Below are 18,281 nucleotides of genomic sequence, written 5' to 3'. Positions count from 1 at the left end.
GCGGCTTCAGGGCCTCTGACGTGCGTGAACGTGCTTGTCGGTGGTGCTCGGTACGATAGGACGCAGGGGATCCCAAGGCCAAGGGGACCCCTGCGCGAGCCTGCCCTAGACCAGCGTCAACGTCCCCGCCGACGCGTCGAGCACCGCCTCGACCCCCAGCGGCAGCGTCCACTGCCCAGGGCAGTGCCCGAACCCGAACTCGCCCAGCACCGGCACCCCCAGCGGCCCCAGCCGGTCCGCCAGCACCGCGGAGACGTCACCGCAGCCCGTCCACGACCCGAGCACGATCCCCGACACCGGCGCGAACCAGCCCGCCCGCAGCAGCTGCGTCAGCAGCCGGTCCAGCCGGTAGGCCTCCTCGCCGACGTCCTCCAGCAACGCGATCGCCCCCGCGGCCGGCACCGACCACCGCGGCCCGCCGACCGCCGCCGCCAGCAGCGCCACGTTCCCGCCCACCAGCACCCCGCGCGCGGTACCGGGCACCACCGGCGTCCCGGCCGTCCACGACGACATGCCCTCGAACAGGAACCGCCGCAGCCGCTGCTGCGCCAGCGGGTCGGCCACGAAGTCACGCGTGCCCGGCATCGGCCCGAACACCGTCGGCTGCCCGGCCGCGTTCAGCTCGGCGTGCAGCACCGTCACGTCCGACGAGCCCACGAACACCCGCGGCGGCAGCTCCTCCCACGGCACCAGGTCGGTCATCCGCAGACACCCGTACCCGCCGCGCACGCAGAACACCGCCGCCACGTCCGAACACCACGCGTCCACGAACTCCGCCGCCCGCCCCGCGTCCGACCCCGCCAGGTATGGCAACGACCACGGCTGCACCACAGGTGTGGTGACCGTCAGGCCCCACGACCGCAGCACCGCCACACCCTCGGCGAGCACCGGCGCGAGAGCCGGACCGGCCGGCGACACCAGCGCGACCCGGTCCCCACGCGACAACACACTCACGGCAGCACACTCACAACAACACGCTCACGGCAACACGCTCACGCACAGGACCGGGAGCTCACGACCGCAGCTCCAGCACCGGCACCCCCGGCGGCTCGAACCCGAACACCTGCCCGTAGAACGACAGCTCCGCCTCCAGCGCCGCCTTGATGTTCTCGGCCTTGCGGAACCCGTGCTGCTCGCCCTCGAACGTCAGGTACGCGTGCGGGATGCCCGACCCGGCCAGGTCCGCGGCGAACCGGTCGGCCTGCTCGGGCGGGCAGATCTCGTCCTCCAGGCCCTGCAGCAGCAGCACCGGGCCCGACACCGACCGCGCCTTGTTCGACGGCGACCGGTCGCGATAGCGGTCGGCCGCCTCGGGCAGCGTCCCCACCAGGCCCTCGACGTAGCGCGACTCGAAGTCGTGGGTCTCCCCGCCCTCCGAGGTCCACCCGGCCAGGTCCAGGATCGGGAACGCCACCATCCCGCACCGGTACACCTGCGTCGAGGTCAGCGACGCAGCCGAGGTCCAGCCGCCCGCCGAGCCGCCCCGGATGCCCAGCCGCTGCGGGTCCGCGGTGCCCTCCTTGGCCAGCTGCTGCGCCACGAACGCGCAGTCCTCCACGTCCACCACGCCCCACTGCTCGCGCAGCCGCTCCCGGAACGCCCGGCCGTAGCCGGTCGAGCCGCCGTAGTTGACCGCCACCACACCGATGCCGCGGCTGGTGAAGTACGCGATGTCGGAGTCGAGCTTGGGCAGCGCCCGCCCGGTCGGCCCGCCGTGCACGTGCACCACGTACGGCGGAAGTTCGCCCTCAGGGGCAACGAAGTCCGGGTTCGACGGCGCGTAGACGTAGGCGGGGACCTCGCCGAACACCCGTTCCACCGGCACCGGCAGGTACGCGGCCTCCGCCGGTTCCTCACCGCCGGTCAGGTAGGTCATCTCACCGTTGGACAGGTCCAGCTTCACGACGTTGAACTCCGAGGTCGGCCCCGCCGCGGCGTCGAGGACCACCCCGTCGCGCACCGACAGGTCCGCCGCCCACATCGGCAGGTCGGTCTCCACGTCGGTCACCGTCGCGCTGCGCTCGTCGAGCACCGCGAGGTGACCGGAGCGCACGACCAGGTACCGGCCCGGCGACAGCGTGGCGAACCAGCGGTTGCCCAGCCGCCACATCGGGCCGCCCAGCTCCTCGGCGCACTCCGCCAGGTTCTTGCGCGAGCCGTCGAGCTCGACGCGGAACAGGTTCCACCAGCCGTGCGGGTCGGTCAGCGCCAGCAGCGAGTCGCCCTCCCACTCGAACTGGCACACCGCCTCCGTGGTCGACCCGGTCAGCACCCGGTGGCCCGGCTCGCCGACGTCGGCGACGCACAGCTCGGTGCCGTCCCACGGCATCTGCGGGTGGTCCCAGCCGATCCAGGCGAACTTCGTGCCGTCGGGGCTGATCTTCGGGCCGGTCATGAAGTGGTGCGAGGACCCCAGCACCCGCACCTGGCCGTCCGCGGTGATCGCCACCAGGTCGCGGCGCACGTCGGTGCGCGCGTCACCGGTGATCGTCTCCCGCACGCACCACACCTCGCCGTCCGGGCCCGCGGACAGGTCGGCGTAGCGGATGCCGTGGTGACGCTCGGGTTCGGGCGTCAGCGGCACGGGCTCGGGCGCGTCGGGGTTGAACACGTACACGCGCTGGTCGTCCCAGTGCGTGAACGCCACCCGGTCCGGCGCGAGCACCACGAACGGCCGCCCGCCGTACTCGTGCACCCGGTTGCGGGCGTTCCACGGCGCGGGCAGCACCTCCACCCCGTCGCGCACCAGAGCGACCCGGCCGGCCTGCGCCGGACGGCTCTCGGCCCACCACACCTGCTCACCGTGCAGGTCGGCCCACTGGAACCCACCTCCCGGCTTGGAGGTGTCGCCGGCGCTGATCGGCGAGGTCCACGTCCCGTACGAAGCGATCTTCACCACAGCCCGACCCTATACGCGGAGTGTTTGGTGGGGGAGGACCTGCCGCCGATCTCCGCGTGGCCTAGGGTTCTAGGTGCCATGGCTCGCGTCATTCACGTATTCCGCGCACCCGACCGGTTCATCGCAGGAACCGTCGGGCAGCCCGGTGACCGCATCTTCTACCTGCAGGCCTCCGAGCAGAGCAGGTTGATCAGCGTCGCCCTCGAGAAGCAACAGGTCCAGGTCCTCGCCGAGCGCATCGGCTCGCTGCTGGAGGAGGTGCATCGCCGCTTCGGCACCGACGTGCCGGAGGAAGCACCCCCCGACGACCTCGACACCGAACCGCTCGACGTGCCCGTCGAGGAGGAGTTCCGCGTCGGCACGATGGGCTTGGGCTGGGACGCCGAGTCCAAGGCCGTCGTCATCGAGCTGCTCGCGATCTCCGAGGAGGAGGTCGACGAGGCCGTCGTGCTCGACGACACCGAGGAAGGCCCCGACGCCGTGCGGGTCTTCCTGTCGCCCTCGGCCGCCCGCGCCTTCGCCGAACGCGCCGACCGCGTCGTCAACGCCGGCCGCAAACCCTGCCCCCTGTGCGCCGAACCGCTCGACCCGGACGGCCACATCTGCCCGCGGCAAAACGGCTACCGCCGCACCGAAGAGGACTGACGTGGACGTCGGCGCGGCCATCGAGTTGCTCACTCACGGCCGCATCGAGGTCGAGGGCCGGCTCGTCGACGCCTCCAACGCGACACTGTTCTGCAAGATCTCCCTCGACGGCGTCGACGCGCAGTGCGTCTACAAACCCGTGCGCGGCGAACGGCCGCTGTGGGACTTCCCCGACGGCACCCTGGCCGGCCGTGAGGTCGCGACCTACCTGATCTCCGCCGCGTCCGGGCTCGGCGTCGTGCCGCCCACGGTGCTGCGGCCCGGCCCGTTCGGCTCGGGCATGGTGCAGCTGTGGGTCGACACCCGCGAGGAGGACGAGCTCGTCGACATCGTCGGCGTCGACGACGTCAAACCCGGCTGGATCCCCGTCTTCCACGCCCACGACCGCTTCGGTGACCCCGCCGTGCTCGTGCACGCCGACCACCCGCGCATCCAGCTCATGTCCGCCTTCGACGTCGTGGTCAACAACGCCGACCGCAAGGGCGGCCACGTCCTGCACGCCGTCGACGGCGGCGTCTACGGCGTCGACCACGGCATCTGCCTGCACGTCGAACCCAAGCTGCGCACCGTGCTGTGGGGCTGGGCCCGCGAACCGCTCCCGGAGCCGGTGCTGGAGGCGATGCGGCGGCTCAGATCGGCACTGGACGGCCCGCTGGGCGAGCAGCTGCACGAGCACCTCACCCGCGCGGAGGTCCGCGCCGTGTCCGAACGCACCGACAAGCTGCTCGCCGACGGCGTCTACCCCGAACCCTCGGGGGACTGGCCGGCGATCCCGTGGCCCGCGTTCTGAACCGCCGGTGACGTCCGCGCCCGTGATCCACCCGCCCAAGCCCGTGCCCGGCGGCCGCGTCGCGGTCGTGTCCCCGCCGACGGGCCTGCCGGGCCTGTTCCCGCTGCCGTTCGAGCTCGGCCTGCGGCGTCTGCGCGAGCCCGGTCTCGACCCCGTCGAGTACCCGGCCACCCGCACCGCGGGCGCCACCCCGGCCGCCCGCGCCGCCGACCTGCACGCCGCGTTCACCGACCCTGACGTGAAAGCCGTCATCGCGAGCATCGGCGGCGACGACCAGATCGAGGTCCTGCCCACCTCGACGCCGAGCTGATCACCGCCCACCCCAAGCCGTTCTTCGGGTTCAGCGACAACACCGACCTGCTCGTGTGGCTCGCCAACCGCGGCATCGTCGGCTACCACGGCGCCTGCGTCATGACCGAGCTCGGCCGTCCCGGCGCCCTGCACCCCACCACCCGCGACTCGCTGCACGCCGCCCTGTTCACCCACGGCGAGTACGCGCTGCCCGAGTCCACCCGCTACGGCGACGTCGGCAAGCCCTGGGACGACCCCGCCACCTTCACCGCCGAACCCGGCCTGCACGACGCCACCGGCTGGCGCCGGCACCGGCCGGACCGGGTCGTCGAGGGCGAGGCCTGGGGCGGCTGCCTGGAGGTACTGGCCTGGCTGCTCATCGCCGGCCGCGAGATCCGACCGGCGGAGCACTACGAGGGCAAGGTCCTGTTCTTCGAGACCTCCGAGGAGATGCCACCCGCCGCTGAGGTGTTCTCCGTGCTGCGCGCCATGGGCGAACGCGGCCTGCTCGCCCGCTTCGCCGCCGTGCTCGTCGGCCGCGCACGCGCGTGGTCGTTCGCCAGACCCGACGCCGACCGCGCCGTCTACACCGCGAGCAGCGCGAAGCCGTCCTGAGGGCGTTCGCCAAGTACGCGCCCGGCACGCCGATCGTGTTCGACGTCGACCTCGGCCACACCGACCCGCAGCTGGTCATCCCTGTCGGCGGCCGCGTCCGCGTCGACGGCCCGAACCGCGCCATCACCGTCACCTACTGACCCGCGCACACCACGCACGGCAAGCCGCCGCCGGGCCCGCGGCGGGTGGCGCGGGAAACCCGCAGCGGTGTGCGGGCGCAGTCGCTAGCGTGGCGGGGGTGATCGACGACCCCGCCAGAGCCCGCCTTCTCCGCCGCTTCGGCGACTCCGTCACCGCGTGGATCGACGCCCTGCCCGACCTGGTCGGCACCCTCGCCGCACGCTGGGACCTCACCGTCGTGAAGACGATGCCCGGTGGCAGCGGCGCCGCGTTCCTGTGCACGACCGCGGTGCTCAAGCTGACCCCCGACCACGACATCGCCGCCCACGAGGCCACAGCCCTCACGGCCTGGGCCGGCACACCCGAGGTGGTCGACCTGCTCGACACCGACCTCGACCGCGGCGCCCTGCTGCTCGAAGCGCTGCGCCCCGGCACCGAGGCGACCGACCCCACCCGCGTCGTCCCCGCCCTGCACGCCGCCGACCCCCGGGGCTTCCCGCCGCTGCGCGCCCGCGTCGACTTCCTGTTCGAGACCGTCCTCACCCGCCGCACCGGCACCTACTACGCCACCGAACACGCCCGCGCCCGCAAACTCGCCGACGACAACACCCCCGCCGTGCTGCTGCACGGCGACCTGCACCCCGGCAACGTCGTGGACAGCGCCCGCGGACCCGTCGCCATCGACCCCAGGGCGTGCGTGGGCGACCCGGCCGTCGACTGGCTGGACTTCGTGCACGGCGGCTACGACCTGCACGGCGCCGACGTCGACCTCGACCGCGTCCACGAGTGGCTCACCGCCTTCAAACCGTTCTACGGCTAGGGTTCGGCACGTGCGTTCCCACGACTACGGCCGCGACGTCCTGTCCACCCCGAAGCGCAGCAAGGTCCCCGAGATCGCGGCCGAACCCGGCCTCGTCGTCGAGGACCCCGCCAGCGGCTTCTGCGGCGCCGTCGTGAAGTTCGAGCACGGCAACGTCGTGCTGGAGGACCGCCACGGCCGCCACCGCCTGTTCCCGCTCACCCCCGCCGGGTTCCTCGTCGACGGCCGCCCGGTCACGCTCGTGCGCCCCGCACCCCAGCCGCACACACCCCGCGTCAGCGCCTCGGGATCGGTGCGCGTGGAGGGCCTGCGCGCCCGGACGGCCAAGGCCAGCCGCATCTGGGTCGAGGGCAAGCACGACGCCGAGCTCGTCGAACGCGTCTGGGGCCACGACCTGCGCGTCGAGGGCATCGTCGTGGAACCCCTCGACGGCGTGGACGACCTGCCCGCCCGCATCGCCGAGTTCGGCACCGCCCCGCACCGCCGCCTGGGCGTGCTCGTGGACCACCTCGTCGCCGGCTCCAAGGAGCAGCGCATCGTCGAGCAGGTCCGCGACGACAACGTCCTGGTCACCGGCCACCCCTACGTCGACATCTGGCAGGCCGTGAAACCCGCCGCCGTGAAGATCGCGGCGTGGCCGGTCGTGCCGCGCGGCGTGCCGTGGAAGGAAGGCGTCTGCGCGCGGCTGGGCTGGGGCGAGACCTACGAGGGCTGGCAGCGGGTGCTCGGCGCGGTCGGCAGCTACCGCGACATCGAGTCCGACCTGCTCGGCGCGGTCGAACGGCTCATCGACTTCGTCACCGTGCCCCGGGACTGACCCCGCGGGCATGACCGTTTCGTCACGGTCACGCCACCAGCACGGCGAAGTTCAGCGGCCGGGCTCCCCGTTGGTGTATGTATGGGCGCATGGCCGCGCTGATCTGGCTGATCGTCGGGATACTGCTCGTCGTCGCCGAGGTGCTCTCCGGCGACTTCGTGCTGGTCATGCTCGGCGCCGCCGCGCTGGCCGCGGCGGGGGTGACCGCACTGGGGGCTGGTGACCTGGTCAGCGTGCTCGTCTTCGCCGCGACCTCGGTCGGTCTGATCGCGGGCGCCCGTCCGCTGCTGCGCAAGCGGCTGCAGCTGGGGCCCGGCGTGCGGATGCACCACGAGGCGCTGCTGGGCAGCAAGGCCGTCGCCACGTCCGAGGTGGACGAGCACGGCGGGCAGGTGAAGATCGGCGGCGAGACCTGGAGCGCGCGCACCCTGGACGGGTCCGTGATCGCGGCAGGCGACGCCGTCACCGTTGTCGAGATCTCGGGTGCGACGGCTGTGGTGATCGCCGCGGTCTAGCCGCACCCGGAAGGAAGTGAACCGAGTTGGACCCGATCACCGGCGTGGTCGCGGCCGCCATCGCCCTGTTCGTGCTGATCATCGCCGTGAAGTCGGTGCTGGTCATCCCGCAGGCGCAGGCCGCAGTCATCGAACGCCTGGGCCGCTACCGCAACACCGCCGCGCCCGGCCTGAACATCATCGTGCCGTTCATCGACAAGGTGCGGGCCCGCATCGACCTGCGCGAGCAGGTCGTGTCGTTCCCGCCGCAGCCGGTGATCACCCAGGACAACCTGACCGTCTCGATCGACACGGTCGTGTACTTCCAGGTCACCGAACCGCGCAGCGCCGTCTACGAGATCTCCAACTACATCGTCGGCGTCGAGCAGCTCACCATCACCACGCTGCGCAACCTCGTCGGTGGCATGAGCCTGGAGGAGACCCTCACCTCCCGCGACCACATCAACGGCCAGCTGCGCGGCGTGCTCGACGAGGCCACCGGCCGCTGGGGCCTGCGGGTGGCGCGGGTGGAGCTCAAGTCCATCGACCCGCCGCCGTCGATCCAGGACTCGATGGAGAAGCAGATGCGCGCCGACCGCGAGAAGCGCGCCATGATCCTCAACGCCGAGGGCCAGCGCGAGTCTTCCATCAAGACCGCCGAGGGCCAGAAGCAGTCGCAGATCCTCGCCGCCGAGGGCGCCAAGCAGGCGGCGATCCTGACCGCGGAGGCCGAACGGCAGTCGGCGATCCTGCGCGCCCAGGGTGAACGCGCCGCCCGCTACCTGCAGGCACAGGGCCAGGCCAAGGCGATCGAGAAGGTCTTCGCCGCGATCAAGGACGGCCGGCCCACCCCGGAGGTGCTGGCCTACCAGTACCTGCAGACGCTGCCGCAGATGGCGCAGGGCGACGCGAACAAGGTCTGGATGATCCCGACCGACTACGGCAAGGCCCTCGAAGGGTTCGCCCGCATGCTCGGCGCACCCGGCGAGGACGGTGTCTTCCGCTACGAGCCGCCCGCCGACACCGGTCAGCGCCCGCGGCCGGAGGAGGACGACCCGGCGGTCGCCGACTGGTTCGACACCGCGCCCGACCCGAAGGTCGCCGAAGCCGTCGCCGCCGCCGAGGCCGTGGCCCGCAAGGAGGTGCCCAGCCCGCTGAGCACCCCGCCGCGGCCGGTGACCGGCGCCTTCCCGGTGCCGGAGCTGGAAGCCGAGCAGCCGCGCTCCCTGCACCAGCCAGACGACCGGCTGTAAACGAACCCTTCGCTGCGGCCCGTCCCGACCACCGGGGCGGGCCGCAGCGCTGTACCGACCGGCATCGGGTCGAAGTCGCGGAAGAAAATTTGTGGGCGTGTGTCGATCGAACCGCCCGCCCGTTCGACCTGGGCGTGAAAGGGTCCACAACGGACCCACCGCGACACCGGGAGAACCACCCATGAAGTACATGCTCATCTGGCGCGTCGAGTCCGACGACGCGTGGAACAACGTCGACCCCGACTTCGACAAGATGATCGAGTCGGTCGGCCGGTTCAACGAGGAGATGATCGAGGCCGGCGTCCTGCTCGCCGCCGAGGGCCTCGCTCCCGCCGAGGAGGGCGTGGTCGTCGACTTCTCCAGCGAACCGCCCGTGGTCACCGACGGCCCGTACGGGGAGACCAAGGAGCTGTTCAACGGCTTCTACCTCATCGAGGTCCCGACCATCCAGGACGCCGTCGAGTGGGCCAAGCGCGCCCCGATGCAGCTGCCGGGGTTCAAGACCGAGATCCGCCGCGTGCCCACGATCGACGAGTTCCCGCAGGACAACGAGTGGATCCAGAAGGAACGCGCCTGGCGCGAGGCCCACAACCAACTCTGACCCGGCGAGCTCCCACCTCGCGAACTTCTGCTGTCATAAGGACCCATGAGCGACCCCACCGGCCGCAAGGCCGTCGCCGCGGTGTGGCGCATCGACTCCGCCCGGATCGTCGGTGCGCTCGCCCGCTACACCGGTGACTTCGCCCTCGCCGAGGACCTCGCCCAGGAGGCACTGGCCGAGGCGCTGGTGACGTGGCCGCGCGAAGGCGTGCCGGCCAACCCGGCCGGGTGGTTGCTCACGGTCGGGCGGCGCCGCGCGATCGACGCGTTCCGCCGCCGCAGCACCCGCGACGAGAAGTACGCCGCCCTGGCCCACCACCTCGGCGAGGGCGGCGCGCTGACCGGCGCCACCGATCCCGGTCCCGCGCCCGACGACGTGCTGTGGGACCCCGACCAGATCGACGACGACACCCTGGCCCTGGTGTTCACCTCCTGTCACCCGGTGCTGTCACGTGAAGCCGCCGTCGCCATGACGTTGCGCGTGATCGGCGGCCTGACCAGCGACGAGATCGCGCGTGCGTTCCTGGTGCCGACCGCGACCGTGCAGGCGCGCATCACGCGGGCGAAGAAGACGCTGGGCGCGGCGAACGTGCCGTTCGAGGTGCCGCCGGTCGCCGAACGCCCGCGGCGCCTCGCGCAGGTCCTCAGCGTGATCTACCTGATCTTCACCGAGGGCTCGTCGGCCAGCTCCGGCGACGAGGTGATGCGCCTGGACCTCGCCGGTGAGGCGCAGCGCATGGCCCGCATCCTGTCGCGGCTCATGCCCGGCGAACCGGAGGTGCACAGCCTGCTGGCGTTGCTGGAGCTCACCGCCGCCCGCTTCCCGGCACGGCGCGGCCCCGACGGCGAGACGGTGCTGCTGGAAGACCAGGACCGGCGCCGCTGGGACCGCTCCGCCATCGCCCGCGGCCGCGCCGCGCTCGCCAAGGCCACCGACGCCGGCCGCGGCTACGGCTACTACGGGCTGCAGGCCGCGATCGCCGAGTGCCACGCACTGGCCCCCTCGGTCGCCGACACCGACTGGAACCGCATCGTCGCCCTCTACGACGCCCTCGGCCGCCTCGCCCCGTCCCCGGTCGTGGACCTCAACCGCGCCGTCGCCGTGTCGATGGCCCAGGGCCCGGAGGCCGCGCTGCCGATCGTGGAGCAGCTGGCCGGCACCGACGCCTTCCGCGACTCCCACCAGCTGCCCGGCGTGCGCGGCGAGCTGCTGCGCCGCCTGGGCCGCACCGACGAGGCCCGCACCGCCCTGCAGGAGGCCATCCGCCTGTGCGGCAACGACCGCGAACGCGCCGCCCTGACCCGCAAACTCACCACCCTCTGACCCCGCCGCCGCCCGTTTCCCGGTCGGGTGGGTCACGCGGGGCCCTTTCGTGCCCTCTGACGGCACGCGGGGACCCCGCGTACCGCCGCGACCACGGGCGGTGAACCGCGGGGTTCCGTTAGGGCGACATCGGTAGCACTCGATCGAGGGACGAGTGTTTGATGTTGTGATGGACTCGCTGCCCGCCGCCGTGGCCTCCGCGCTCGCCGAGGCCGACAGCGAGAACGCCGACTGGCCGGCCCTGTGGCGGGCGCTGACCGCGGTGTCGGTCGAGCTGCAGTCCCTGCTCGTCACGCAGCCCGGTCCCGAGCTGGTCAGCTTGGTCGAGGGCATCGTCACCCAGCTCGCCGACGGCGTCGCGGGCACCGGCAGGCACCGCGTGGAGCTGGCCGAGCTGACCCACCGCGTCCTGGACACCCACGCCCGCGCGTGCGCCGCCACCCCGCCCGACCCGGTGCGGCTGGCCGACTGGCTGCTCGACCTGCAGCTGCACCACCCCGACGCACCCGAGGTCGGCCTCGCCCGCTACGCGCGGGCACTCGACGACGAGGGCCTCGCGCACTACCGCGACCGCGCCGTGGAGCTGTTCACGCCGCTGCCGGTCATCGGCTTCGGCGAGACCGGCCGCTACGACCGCGCCCGCTGGGCGCTGCTGCGGGTGATGGAGGAGCTGGCCGAGTACACCGAGGACGTCGACCTGCAGCTGCTGGTGCTGTCCAAGGACCTGTCGTCGGGCTGGCACTACCTGCAGGTCGCCACCGTGCTGCGCGACGCCGGCCGCGGTGACGAGGCACTGGACTGGATCGACCGCGGCGTGCACGCCACCGGCGGCAGGGGAGCGGCACCGCGGCTGATCGACCTCGCGGTCGAGGAACACCTGCGCAGGGGAGCACCGCACCGGGCCGTGGCGGTGTGCCGGGAGGCGTTCCTCATCCGGCCCAACCTCGACCTCTACCTCAAGGCCCGCGCGCTGGTCGTGCACACCGACGAGTGGCCCCCGCTGCGCGCCGAGCTGGTCGAGCACCTCGTGCGGGACGGCAGCCGCCTCGCGATCGAGGTCTACCGGCGCATCGTCGAGGTCGAGCTGGCCCGCCGCGGCGTGCAGGAGCAGGAGCTCGTCGTGGAGTGGCTGCAGCAGCTGCGCGGCCTGCAACCCGACGCCTTCGCCGACTACCTGGAGCACATCAAGTCACGGCACGTGGCCGACCGGCAGCTGCTCGACGAGCTGTCCCGCCGCGGACTCTAGCCGTTACCACTTCGGATAGTCCGTACTCGTACTATCTTGGTTCGCGTGACCGAGGACGGAGGGGATCCGGTCCGCCCACGGCCGGGCACGCTCCAGCTGGGCGGACACCGACAGCAGCGTGCACTCGTCGTGCTGGCGTCCGACGAGCTGCACCGCCAGCGGCAGGCCCGCCGCGGTGCGACCGGCGGGCACCGATGCGGCCGGGTTGCCGGCGATGTTCCACAACGGCAGGAACGTCGTGTACCGGGCCGCCGCGAGCAGCGCCGCCACGACCGGCCGGCGGTCCCACTCGCCGACGCGGATCGGCGGCCGGGTCAGCACCGGGGTGAGCAGCACGTCGACCTGGCCGAACACGCGGTTCGCGTGCGCGGTCAGCGACGCGTCGTCCCCGCCGGCCCAGCGCACCAGCCCCCGCGGCAGCCGGCGGCCCAGCTCCGCGGCCGCGCGGGTGCGGGGTTCGAGCAGGTCCGGGAACTCCACACCGGCGCGCGCCAGGTGCGCGTTGTGCAGGTAGCGCAGGGCGAACCGGGTGGAGGCCGACGCGTCCCGCATCGGCGGGTCGAGCCGGACGACGTCGTGACCGAGGTCGGCCAGCAGCGCGGCGGTGTCCTGCACGGCGTCGCGGACCTCGCCGTCGATCGGGATGCCCGGTCCCCACGGCCGCAGCGACACCCCGATCCGCAACCGGCCGGGATCGGCCGAGGCCGCCTGGACGAACGACGTGCGCGGCGGGTGGGCCACGTGCGCGTCACCGGGCGCGGACCCGCGGATCTGGTCGGCGACCAGCGCCCAGTCCAGCACCGTGCGGGTGATCGGCCCCGCCGCGACCAGCCCGCCCCACACCTGCGCGTCCGGTGCCAGGGAGACGCGGCCGCGCTGCGGCTTGAGACCGAACAACCCCGTCACCGCGGCGGGGATGCGGATCGACCCGGCCCCGTCCGTGCCGATCGCCGCCGCCGCGAGCCCCGCGGCCACGGCCGCCGCCGACCCGCCGCTGGACCCGCCACTGGAGTGCGTCCACGACCACGGGTTGCGCGTCGGCCCCGCCCAGCCGCTCTCGGTGTGCGGCCACAACCCCAGCTCCGGCATCCGGGTGCGGCCGATGATCACCGCACCGGCGGCGCGCAGCCGCGCCACGATCGCCGAGTCGGCCGGCTGCGGGGTGCGGGCGGCGTTCGTGCCCTTCGTCGTGGGCAGCCCGGCGATCGCGACGTCCTCCTTGACCGCGATCGGCACACCCCGCAACGGCAGGTCCCCGGCCGCGTCCGCGGCGTCGGCCTGCGCGAGCGCCTGCTCGGCGAACACCAGCCGGAACGCGCGCAGCCGCGGGTCGATCCGCTCGATGCGCCCCAGGTACCGCTCGACCAGCTCCCGCGAGGTGACCTCGCCCGCCCTGATCGCCGCGGCCTGCCTGGCCACACCGGCGAACACCAGCTCCGTCATGGCCCGACATTAACGTGATCGACTGAACAGGAGTACCGGCATGAAGGTCCTCGCGATGGCCGCCGCCGTCCTCGTCGCGGTGAGCACCACCCTGGTGTCCGCGCTGCCCGCGCAGGCGGTGCAGGTGAGCCGCCAGGAGCTGATCGAGCGCGCCAAGACGTGGCTCACCGCGAGCAACGGCGGCCCCGTGCCCTGCAGCCAGAGCCTGTACTGGGGCAGCGAGGGCTACCGGCAGGACTGCTCCGGGTACGTGTCGATGGCCGCCAAGCTCGGCGCGCCCGGCCAGCGCACCGTCGAGCTGCACAGCGACTACTCCGTCGCGATCGCCGTGAACGACCTGAGCTGGGGCGACATCGTCGTCGACCCCGTCGGCACCGGCCTGACCCGGCACGTGGTGATCTTCGACAGGTGGGCCGACCCCTACCGCAGCGGCTACTGGGCCTACGAGCAGCGCGACGTCCACGGCACCAGCCACCGGGTCGTGAGGTACGGGCTGGTCGCGGGCGACGGCTACTGGCCGCGCAAGCTCAAGAACGTCACCGGCTGAGCGGTCCGCTACGCCGAGCGGCGGGTGCGGTGGTTGGCGACGTTGACCCGGTTCGCGCACTTGGTGGAGCAGAAGCGGCGGCGGCCGTTGCGGCTGGTGTCGACGTAGACGGTGCCGCACCCGTCGCGGTCGCACCAGCCGATGCGGCCCGCGTCCTCGCAGAACAACGCCGCCATGCCCGCCGCCGTGTACGCCTTGAGCCGCACGTCGGTCGGCGCGTCCTCGCGTGCGTAGTGCAGGTGCGGTGCGCGGCCGTCGTGGGTGGAGATGTAGTGCGTCATCGACGACTGGGCCAGCAGCTCGTTGAGCAGGTCGACCGACGGCGCGCGGAACACCTGCCGCAGCCGTGCGATCCAGTCTCGTACGTCACGTTCCTGGCGGGCGTCCAGCGAGCCCAGCGGCTTGTAGTCCGACGCTTCGAGCACGTCGAGCAGGTCCGCGCTCGGGTCGGCGTTGACCAGGGTCGCGGCGAGCTCGGCGGCCGCCCCGCCGTAAGGGTTGAAGTGCACTAGACCATGACACCAGGCTGAGGGGCATGATCGCCACCTGCCCCGCCTGCCACTGGTCCTGCACCTCCGCGGTGTCCTCGCACGGCCCCGTCGCCTACGTCCGCTGCGTGTGCGGCCTGTTCCTCGTCCTGGAACGCGGCGTGCTCACCGCGACCGCCGGGACCAGCGCGTTCGGTCTCGTCCGGCGGGAACGCGCTGATCAAGTACGCTCGGGTCGTGAGCCGTCGTGATCTTCTGTGCGACACCGCGATCCAGATCCTCGCGGTGCAGGGCGGCCGCGGACTGACCCACCGCGCGATCGACCGCGAGGCCGGCGTCCCCATCGGCACCACCAAGAACTACTTCCCGACCCGCGAGGCCATCCTCGAAGCCGCGGCCGCGCGGATGACCGCCCTGCACCGCACCGCCGTCGACCGGCTGCGCGAGACCACACCGGCCGACATCAGCCCGTCCGACGTCGCCGAGCTCTACCCGGCCCTGCTGCACCGCGCCGTGGCCGACGACCCGACGCAGATGCTCGCGATGGTCGAGCTGTACCTGGAGGCCGTGCGCCGGCCGGGCGTGCGCGCGGCGTTGTCCGGCATGGTGCTCGCCAACGCCGAGGCCGCCGCCGGCTTGCAGCAGGCCGCCGGGCTCCCGTCGACCGTGCGCGACACGGGCCTGCTCGACGCCTACTTCCTGGGCGTGGCGATCTCGCTGCTCGCACTGCCGGCCGACACGCTGCAGACCGTCGGCCTGGACGACCCGTACGCGCTGGGCATCGGCGTGTTCTCCGCCACCGCACCCGGCACCGCCGACACCCCACCACGACGGCGACCCGCCCAACCTGGGTGACGGCGTTCGTCGCCAGCGTTGTCTCGGGCGTGGCGTTCGGGCTCGTCTCTGTCCCGTTCAGTCCCGGTGAGACCAGCCGCAGAGGCGCGTGCCCGCCGCTCGACCGCACGGTGAGGTGGGAAAGCGCCGTGGCACCGTGTCCGCGCGGGCTCGCAATGCTCACCCAGCGCGCCGGCCGTCGCCCGTCCGGCGAGGCTCAGGTTCCGGTCTCACCCAGCGCCGCCAGCAGCGCCTCGTACGCCGCGTCCGGTCCGTCCTGCCCGGTCTCGACCACGGTCGCCTCCGGGGTGAGGTAGGCGGCGAGGTCGTCGTACACCCGGTGGATCAGCGCGGCCCCGCCCAGCCGCTCGACCACCTCGTCGATCGGGTGCGACCGCGCCCGGAACCGCTCGATCGCGGTGTCGCGCGGTGCGAGCAGCACGACCTCCACGTACCGCGCCCCGGCCGCGGTCGCGGCACCGGCGAACGCGGCGCGCTGGCCGAGGTTGGTGACCAGCTGCGGCATGACGACGTCGTGGCCGGTCGCGAGGTGGTGGGTGGCCATGGTGATCGCGAGCGGGCGCACGAGGTCGACGGTGGCGAAGAAGTCGTCGCGCCAGCCGCCGACGAGCCGGACGATCTCGTCGGCGTCGAGGTTGAGCGTCAGCGGGTGGCCGGCGGCGTAGCGGGCGGCGAGGGTGGACTTGCCGACACCGGTGGGGCCGTTGAGGTGGATCAGTCTAGGCACGCGCCCACCAGTTCCTCGACCGCGGACGCGATCAGGGCGACCGCGGTGTCGGGTGACCTGCCGCAGCTCGACGGGCGGGGCGGCACGGTGCGCTCGGTCAGGCTCACGTGCCATTCGCGGCCGTCGGTGTGGCGGACGGTGGCGGAGTCGCGGGTCTCGGCGACCACGGTGAGCACGTCGCCGGTCTCACCGATGCGGTCGCGGACGGCGACCTCGGCGACCTGGCCGCGCGGGGTGAAGCAGGACCGGCCACGGCAGCGGTCGGCGGTGACGCCCTTGGTGACGATGCGTTCGGCCAGGTCCTGGTCGAGACGGCCGTAGAGGTGACCGGTGGGCAGCAGCACGCCGGTGGGCGCGAAGCGGTGGCCGCCGGTGTGGGTGCACTCCCACAGGTTCAGCGCCGTGGCGATCGGGCGGCCGTACAGCGCGCAGCACACGTCGCGTTTGCTGTTGGTGCACACCAGCAGCAGCGGGTCGGCCACCGGCGTGCCGAACGCGGTGGAGCGGCCGGCGCCCAGCGCGGCGAAGTCCAGTTCCAGCAGCTCCTCGGGCCCGGCGACGTCGGCCTGTTCGAGCCAGGACGCGCCGGGGGTGGTGGCGGCGAGGTAGACGCGGCGGCGCGCGGGCACGCGCGTGTCGGCGTGGCGGCCGGGGCGGCGGATCAGCAGGATGCGCACACCCGTGCCGTCCGCGCGGCGCTGCAGCTCGGCGCCCAGCTCGCGGTCGAGGTGGCTTTCCCGCAGCGCGTCACGGCCCCACGGGCCGGGCTGTTCCAGGCACAGCCACGCGGTGGCGGTCGCGGCCGTGCCGGCCAGCGGCTCACCCGCGAGGTCGGCGAGTGTCGAGCACCTCATCTGCGCACTCTATACGGCCGAAAGAGTGATGGCTAAGGACATCCTTACCTGCATCGTCGGCGGGTACCCGCCGGGCCCGTGGTTCAACACGATCACCGAGGGCTAGGTTGCGGGGCTGTGGACATCGCGCTGTGGATCATCTCGGGTGTGCTCGCGGCCCTGTACCTGGTGGCGGGCGTGACTAAGCTCGTGAAGTCCCGCGACGAGCTGCTCACCGAGCCCCGGATGGCGTGGGCGGACGGCTTCACACCGAGGCAGATCACGATGATCGGCGCGGCGGAGGTCGCGGGTGCGGCCGGGTTGGTGCTGCCGTGGCTGACCGGTCTCGCCCCGGTGCTCACGCCGGTCGCGGCCGCGGGCCTGGCGGTGCTGCAGATCGGCGCCGCCTACGTGCACGGCCGCCGTCACGAGACCGCCGCGATCGCGGTCAACGTCGTGCTCGCCGCCCTCGCGGCGTTCGTCGCCATGACGCGCTTGGGCCGGCTGTGAGGGCGGTTCCGGCTCAGAGCTCGGCTTCGAGCTGCCGGATCCGGTCCCGCAACCCCGCCTCCAGCCGGGCCCGGTAGCCGATGAACAGCTTGTTCGCCAGGTAGGGCGCCCAGTTGCCCTGCCGGGCGATGTTGTGGACGCGGTGCCGCAGCACCGTGCCCTCGGGGTGCTCCAGCACGCAGTCCTCGCCGCGGTACCACCAGTCACCCCAGTAGGCGATGACGCCGCGCTCGCGGTCGACGAGCCGGTGGCTGCCGGACTCGCCCGCGTCGCGGAACAGCACCTCCTTCACCGCCTCCAGCGGCGCGTGCACGACACCGGAGACCTCGAACAGCAGCCTCATCTGTGCTTGTCCTCCCAGAACTCGTAGCCCTCGACGCTGCCCTCGCGGGTGGCGTTGGCGAACCAGGTGAGCCAGAACCGTTCCGCGCGCAGGACCGCGAGCCGGTAGTCGAGCTCGATCCACGCCAGCTTCGGCAGCCCCGACTGGCGCAGCTGCTCGACCAGCCGCTCGATCGACTCACACCACTCGGCCAGCTGCGCCTCGCGTTTCTGCACCGCCGCCAGCGCCTCGTCCGGTGGCAGCAGGCCCACCAGGGAGATGCCGGCCTCGAACCGCGGGTACTCCTTGACCGGCAGAGAGATCAGCTCGCGCAGCCAGTCGTGCAGCTCGGCGGTACCGGCCTCGGTGATGGCGTAGACGGTGCGCTCGGGCCGGTTGCCCTCCTTCTGCGTGGCCGCCGCGGTGATCAGCTCGTGGCGGTGCAACGCGTCCACGACCGTGTACAGCGAGCCGTAGTTGAGCTTGATCACCTCCTCCTGGTGGCGTTCCCGCATGGTCTGCGCCATCTCGTAGGGGTGCATCGGCCGCTCCGAGAGCAGCGCGAGCAGGGCCAGCGCGAGGGGGTTGCTGCGCTTGAACGTCATATCCGCTCCCGTATATCCGGCACCGAGTATACGGGCT

At 72.7% G+C, this 18,281-nt stretch carries 23 protein-coding genes and 1 pseudogene; 16 read left to right on the top strand and 8 right to left on the bottom strand.

The genetic code is table 11. The features are described 5' to 3' along the window. Positions 1-105: 105 nt before the first annotated feature. Positions 106-954 carry an LD-carboxypeptidase gene (locus ADL03_RS00855; RefSeq protein WP_053731385.1) on the bottom strand — a complete coding sequence of 283 codons (849 nt, stop codon included), beginning with the start codon at positions 952-954 and terminating at the stop codon, positions 106-108. 58 nt (positions 955-1,012) lie between these two features. Continuing rightward, positions 1,013-2,899: a prolyl oligopeptidase family serine peptidase gene (locus tag ADL03_RS00850; protein ID WP_053731384.1), complete on the bottom strand. Its 1,887-nt coding sequence runs from the start codon at positions 2,897-2,899 to the stop codon at positions 1,013-1,015. Between the two features lie 78 nt (positions 2,900-2,977). Here ADL03_RS00850 and ADL03_RS00845 point away from each other — a divergent pair, with 78 nt between their 5' ends. The 12 genes and pseudogenes from ADL03_RS00845 (at position 2,978) to ADL03_RS00800 (ending at position 11,914) form a co-directional block, all read left to right on the top strand. Beyond that, a complete protein-coding gene (locus tag ADL03_RS00845; RefSeq protein ID WP_053731383.1) occupies positions 2,978-3,544 on the top strand; it encodes a DUF3090 domain-containing protein in 567 nt (188 codons plus the stop codon). Position 3,545: 1 nt separating this feature from the next. Beyond that, positions 3,546-4,334 (top strand): SCO1664 family protein, encoded by a 789-nt coding sequence (locus tag ADL03_RS00840; RefSeq protein WP_053731382.1) that lies wholly within the window; start codon positions 3,546-3,548, stop codon positions 4,332-4,334. Positions 4,335-4,341: 7 nt separating this feature from the next. Continuing rightward, positions 4,342-4,676, top strand: a pseudogene (locus ADL03_RS48005) (LD-carboxypeptidase); the annotation flags it as partial. Between the two features lie 21 nt (positions 4,677-4,697). Continuing rightward, positions 4,698-5,240 (top strand): hypothetical protein, encoded by a 543-nt coding sequence (locus tag ADL03_RS48000; protein WP_197287960.1) that lies wholly within the window; start codon positions 4,698-4,700, stop codon positions 5,238-5,240. A gap of 35 nt (positions 5,241-5,275) precedes the next feature. After that, positions 5,276-5,380: a hypothetical protein gene (locus tag ADL03_RS50615; protein ID WP_369808909.1), complete on the top strand. Its 105-nt coding sequence runs from the start codon at positions 5,276-5,278 to the stop codon at positions 5,378-5,380. Between the two features lie 98 nt (positions 5,381-5,478). Then, a complete protein-coding gene (locus ADL03_RS00830) occupies positions 5,479-6,180 on the top strand; it encodes an aminoglycoside phosphotransferase family protein (RefSeq protein WP_157527738.1) in 702 nt (233 codons plus the stop codon). Between the two features lie 10 nt (positions 6,181-6,190). Beyond that, positions 6,191-6,997 carry a DUF3097 domain-containing protein gene (locus tag ADL03_RS00825; RefSeq protein WP_053731380.1) on the top strand — a complete coding sequence of 269 codons (807 nt, stop codon included), beginning with the start codon at positions 6,191-6,193 and terminating at the stop codon, positions 6,995-6,997. A gap of 89 nt (positions 6,998-7,086) precedes the next feature. Further along, positions 7,087-7,512 (top strand): NfeD family protein, encoded by a 426-nt coding sequence (locus ADL03_RS00820; protein ID WP_053731379.1) that lies wholly within the window; start codon positions 7,087-7,089, stop codon positions 7,510-7,512. A gap of 26 nt (positions 7,513-7,538) precedes the next feature. After that, positions 7,539-8,744: an SPFH domain-containing protein gene (locus ADL03_RS00815; RefSeq protein ID WP_063798422.1), complete on the top strand. Its 1,206-nt coding sequence runs from the start codon at positions 7,539-7,541 to the stop codon at positions 8,742-8,744. A gap of 181 nt (positions 8,745-8,925) precedes the next feature. Then, complete coding sequence (locus ADL03_RS00810) at positions 8,926-9,345, top strand: YciI family protein (protein ID WP_053731378.1); 420 nt, start codon at positions 8,926-8,928, stop codon at positions 9,343-9,345. A 45-nt stretch (positions 9,346-9,390) separates the two neighbouring features. Then, positions 9,391-10,668, top strand: a complete 1,278-nt coding sequence (locus ADL03_RS00805) for an RNA polymerase sigma factor (protein WP_053731377.1) — start codon at positions 9,391-9,393, stop codon at positions 10,666-10,668. Between the two features lie 169 nt (positions 10,669-10,837). Next, positions 10,838-11,914 carry a hypothetical protein gene (locus ADL03_RS00800; RefSeq protein ID WP_053731376.1) on the top strand — a complete coding sequence of 359 codons (1,077 nt, stop codon included), beginning with the start codon at positions 10,838-10,840 and terminating at the stop codon, positions 11,912-11,914. Positions 11,915-11,917: 3 nt separating this feature from the next. Here ADL03_RS00800 and ADL03_RS00795 read toward each other — a convergent pair whose 3' ends face one another. Beyond that, positions 11,918-13,357, bottom strand: a complete 1,440-nt coding sequence (locus tag ADL03_RS00795) for an amidase family protein (RefSeq protein ID WP_053731375.1) — start codon at positions 13,355-13,357, stop codon at positions 11,918-11,920. Between the two features lie 40 nt (positions 13,358-13,397). Here ADL03_RS00795 and ADL03_RS00790 point away from each other — a divergent pair, with 40 nt between their 5' ends. After that, the gene (locus tag ADL03_RS00790) at positions 13,398-13,904 is read left to right on the top strand and encodes a hypothetical protein (protein ID WP_053731374.1); all 507 of its coding nucleotides are present in this window, start codon (positions 13,398-13,400) and stop codon (positions 13,902-13,904) included. Between the two features lie 8 nt (positions 13,905-13,912). On the opposite strand, the gene ADL03_RS00785 is transcribed toward ADL03_RS00790, so the two are convergent. Beyond that, positions 13,913-14,413 carry a CGNR zinc finger domain-containing protein gene (locus ADL03_RS00785; protein ID WP_053731373.1) on the bottom strand — a complete coding sequence of 167 codons (501 nt, stop codon included), beginning with the start codon at positions 14,411-14,413 and terminating at the stop codon, positions 13,913-13,915. Between the two features lie 26 nt (positions 14,414-14,439). On the opposite strand from ADL03_RS00785, the gene ADL03_RS00780 reads away from it, so the two are divergent. Further along, complete coding sequence (locus tag ADL03_RS00780) at positions 14,440-14,643, top strand: hypothetical protein (RefSeq protein WP_053731372.1); 204 nt, start codon at positions 14,440-14,442, stop codon at positions 14,641-14,643. Continuing rightward, positions 14,630-15,247, top strand: a complete 618-nt coding sequence (locus tag ADL03_RS00775; protein ID WP_197287958.1) for a TetR/AcrR family transcriptional regulator — start codon at positions 14,630-14,632, stop codon at positions 15,245-15,247. The genes ADL03_RS00780 and ADL03_RS00775 overlap by 14 nt, the downstream gene beginning before the upstream one ends. Before the next feature lie 196 nt (positions 15,248-15,443). On the opposite strand, the gene ADL03_RS00770 is transcribed toward ADL03_RS00775, so the two are convergent. Both ADL03_RS00770 and ADL03_RS00765 read right to left on the bottom strand, forming a co-directional pair. Further along, positions 15,444-15,974: an AAA family ATPase gene (locus tag ADL03_RS00770; RefSeq protein ID WP_053731370.1), complete on the bottom strand. Its 531-nt coding sequence runs from the start codon at positions 15,972-15,974 to the stop codon at positions 15,444-15,446. After that, positions 15,962-16,828 carry a sucrase ferredoxin gene (locus ADL03_RS00765; RefSeq protein ID WP_053731369.1) on the bottom strand — a complete coding sequence of 289 codons (867 nt, stop codon included), beginning with the start codon at positions 16,826-16,828 and terminating at the stop codon, positions 15,962-15,964. Before ADL03_RS00765 ends, ADL03_RS00770 begins: the two co-directional genes overlap by 13 nt. Positions 16,829-16,945: 117 nt before the next feature. On the opposite strand from ADL03_RS00765, the gene ADL03_RS00760 reads away from it, so the two are divergent. Then, entirely contained in the window at positions 16,946-17,317 is a 372-nt protein-coding gene (locus ADL03_RS00760; protein ID WP_053731368.1) for a DoxX family protein, read from the top strand. 13 nt (positions 17,318-17,330) lie between these two features. Here ADL03_RS00760 and ADL03_RS00755 read toward each other — a convergent pair whose 3' ends face one another. Further along, a complete protein-coding gene (locus ADL03_RS00755; protein ID WP_053731367.1) occupies positions 17,331-17,660 on the bottom strand; it encodes a hypothetical protein in 330 nt (109 codons plus the stop codon). After that, complete coding sequence (locus ADL03_RS00750) at positions 17,657-18,244, bottom strand: PadR family transcriptional regulator (RefSeq protein ID WP_053731366.1); 588 nt, start codon at positions 18,242-18,244, stop codon at positions 17,657-17,659. The genes ADL03_RS00755 and ADL03_RS00750 overlap by 4 nt, the downstream gene beginning before the upstream one ends. Positions 18,245-18,281: the final 37 nt, after the last annotated feature.

The organism is Nocardia sp. NRRL S-836 (genome assembly GCF_001279525.1).
Lineage (GTDB): Bacteria > Actinomycetota > Actinomycetes > Mycobacteriales > Pseudonocardiaceae > Lentzea.
This window is presented reverse-complemented; position numbering and strand designations above follow the sequence as displayed.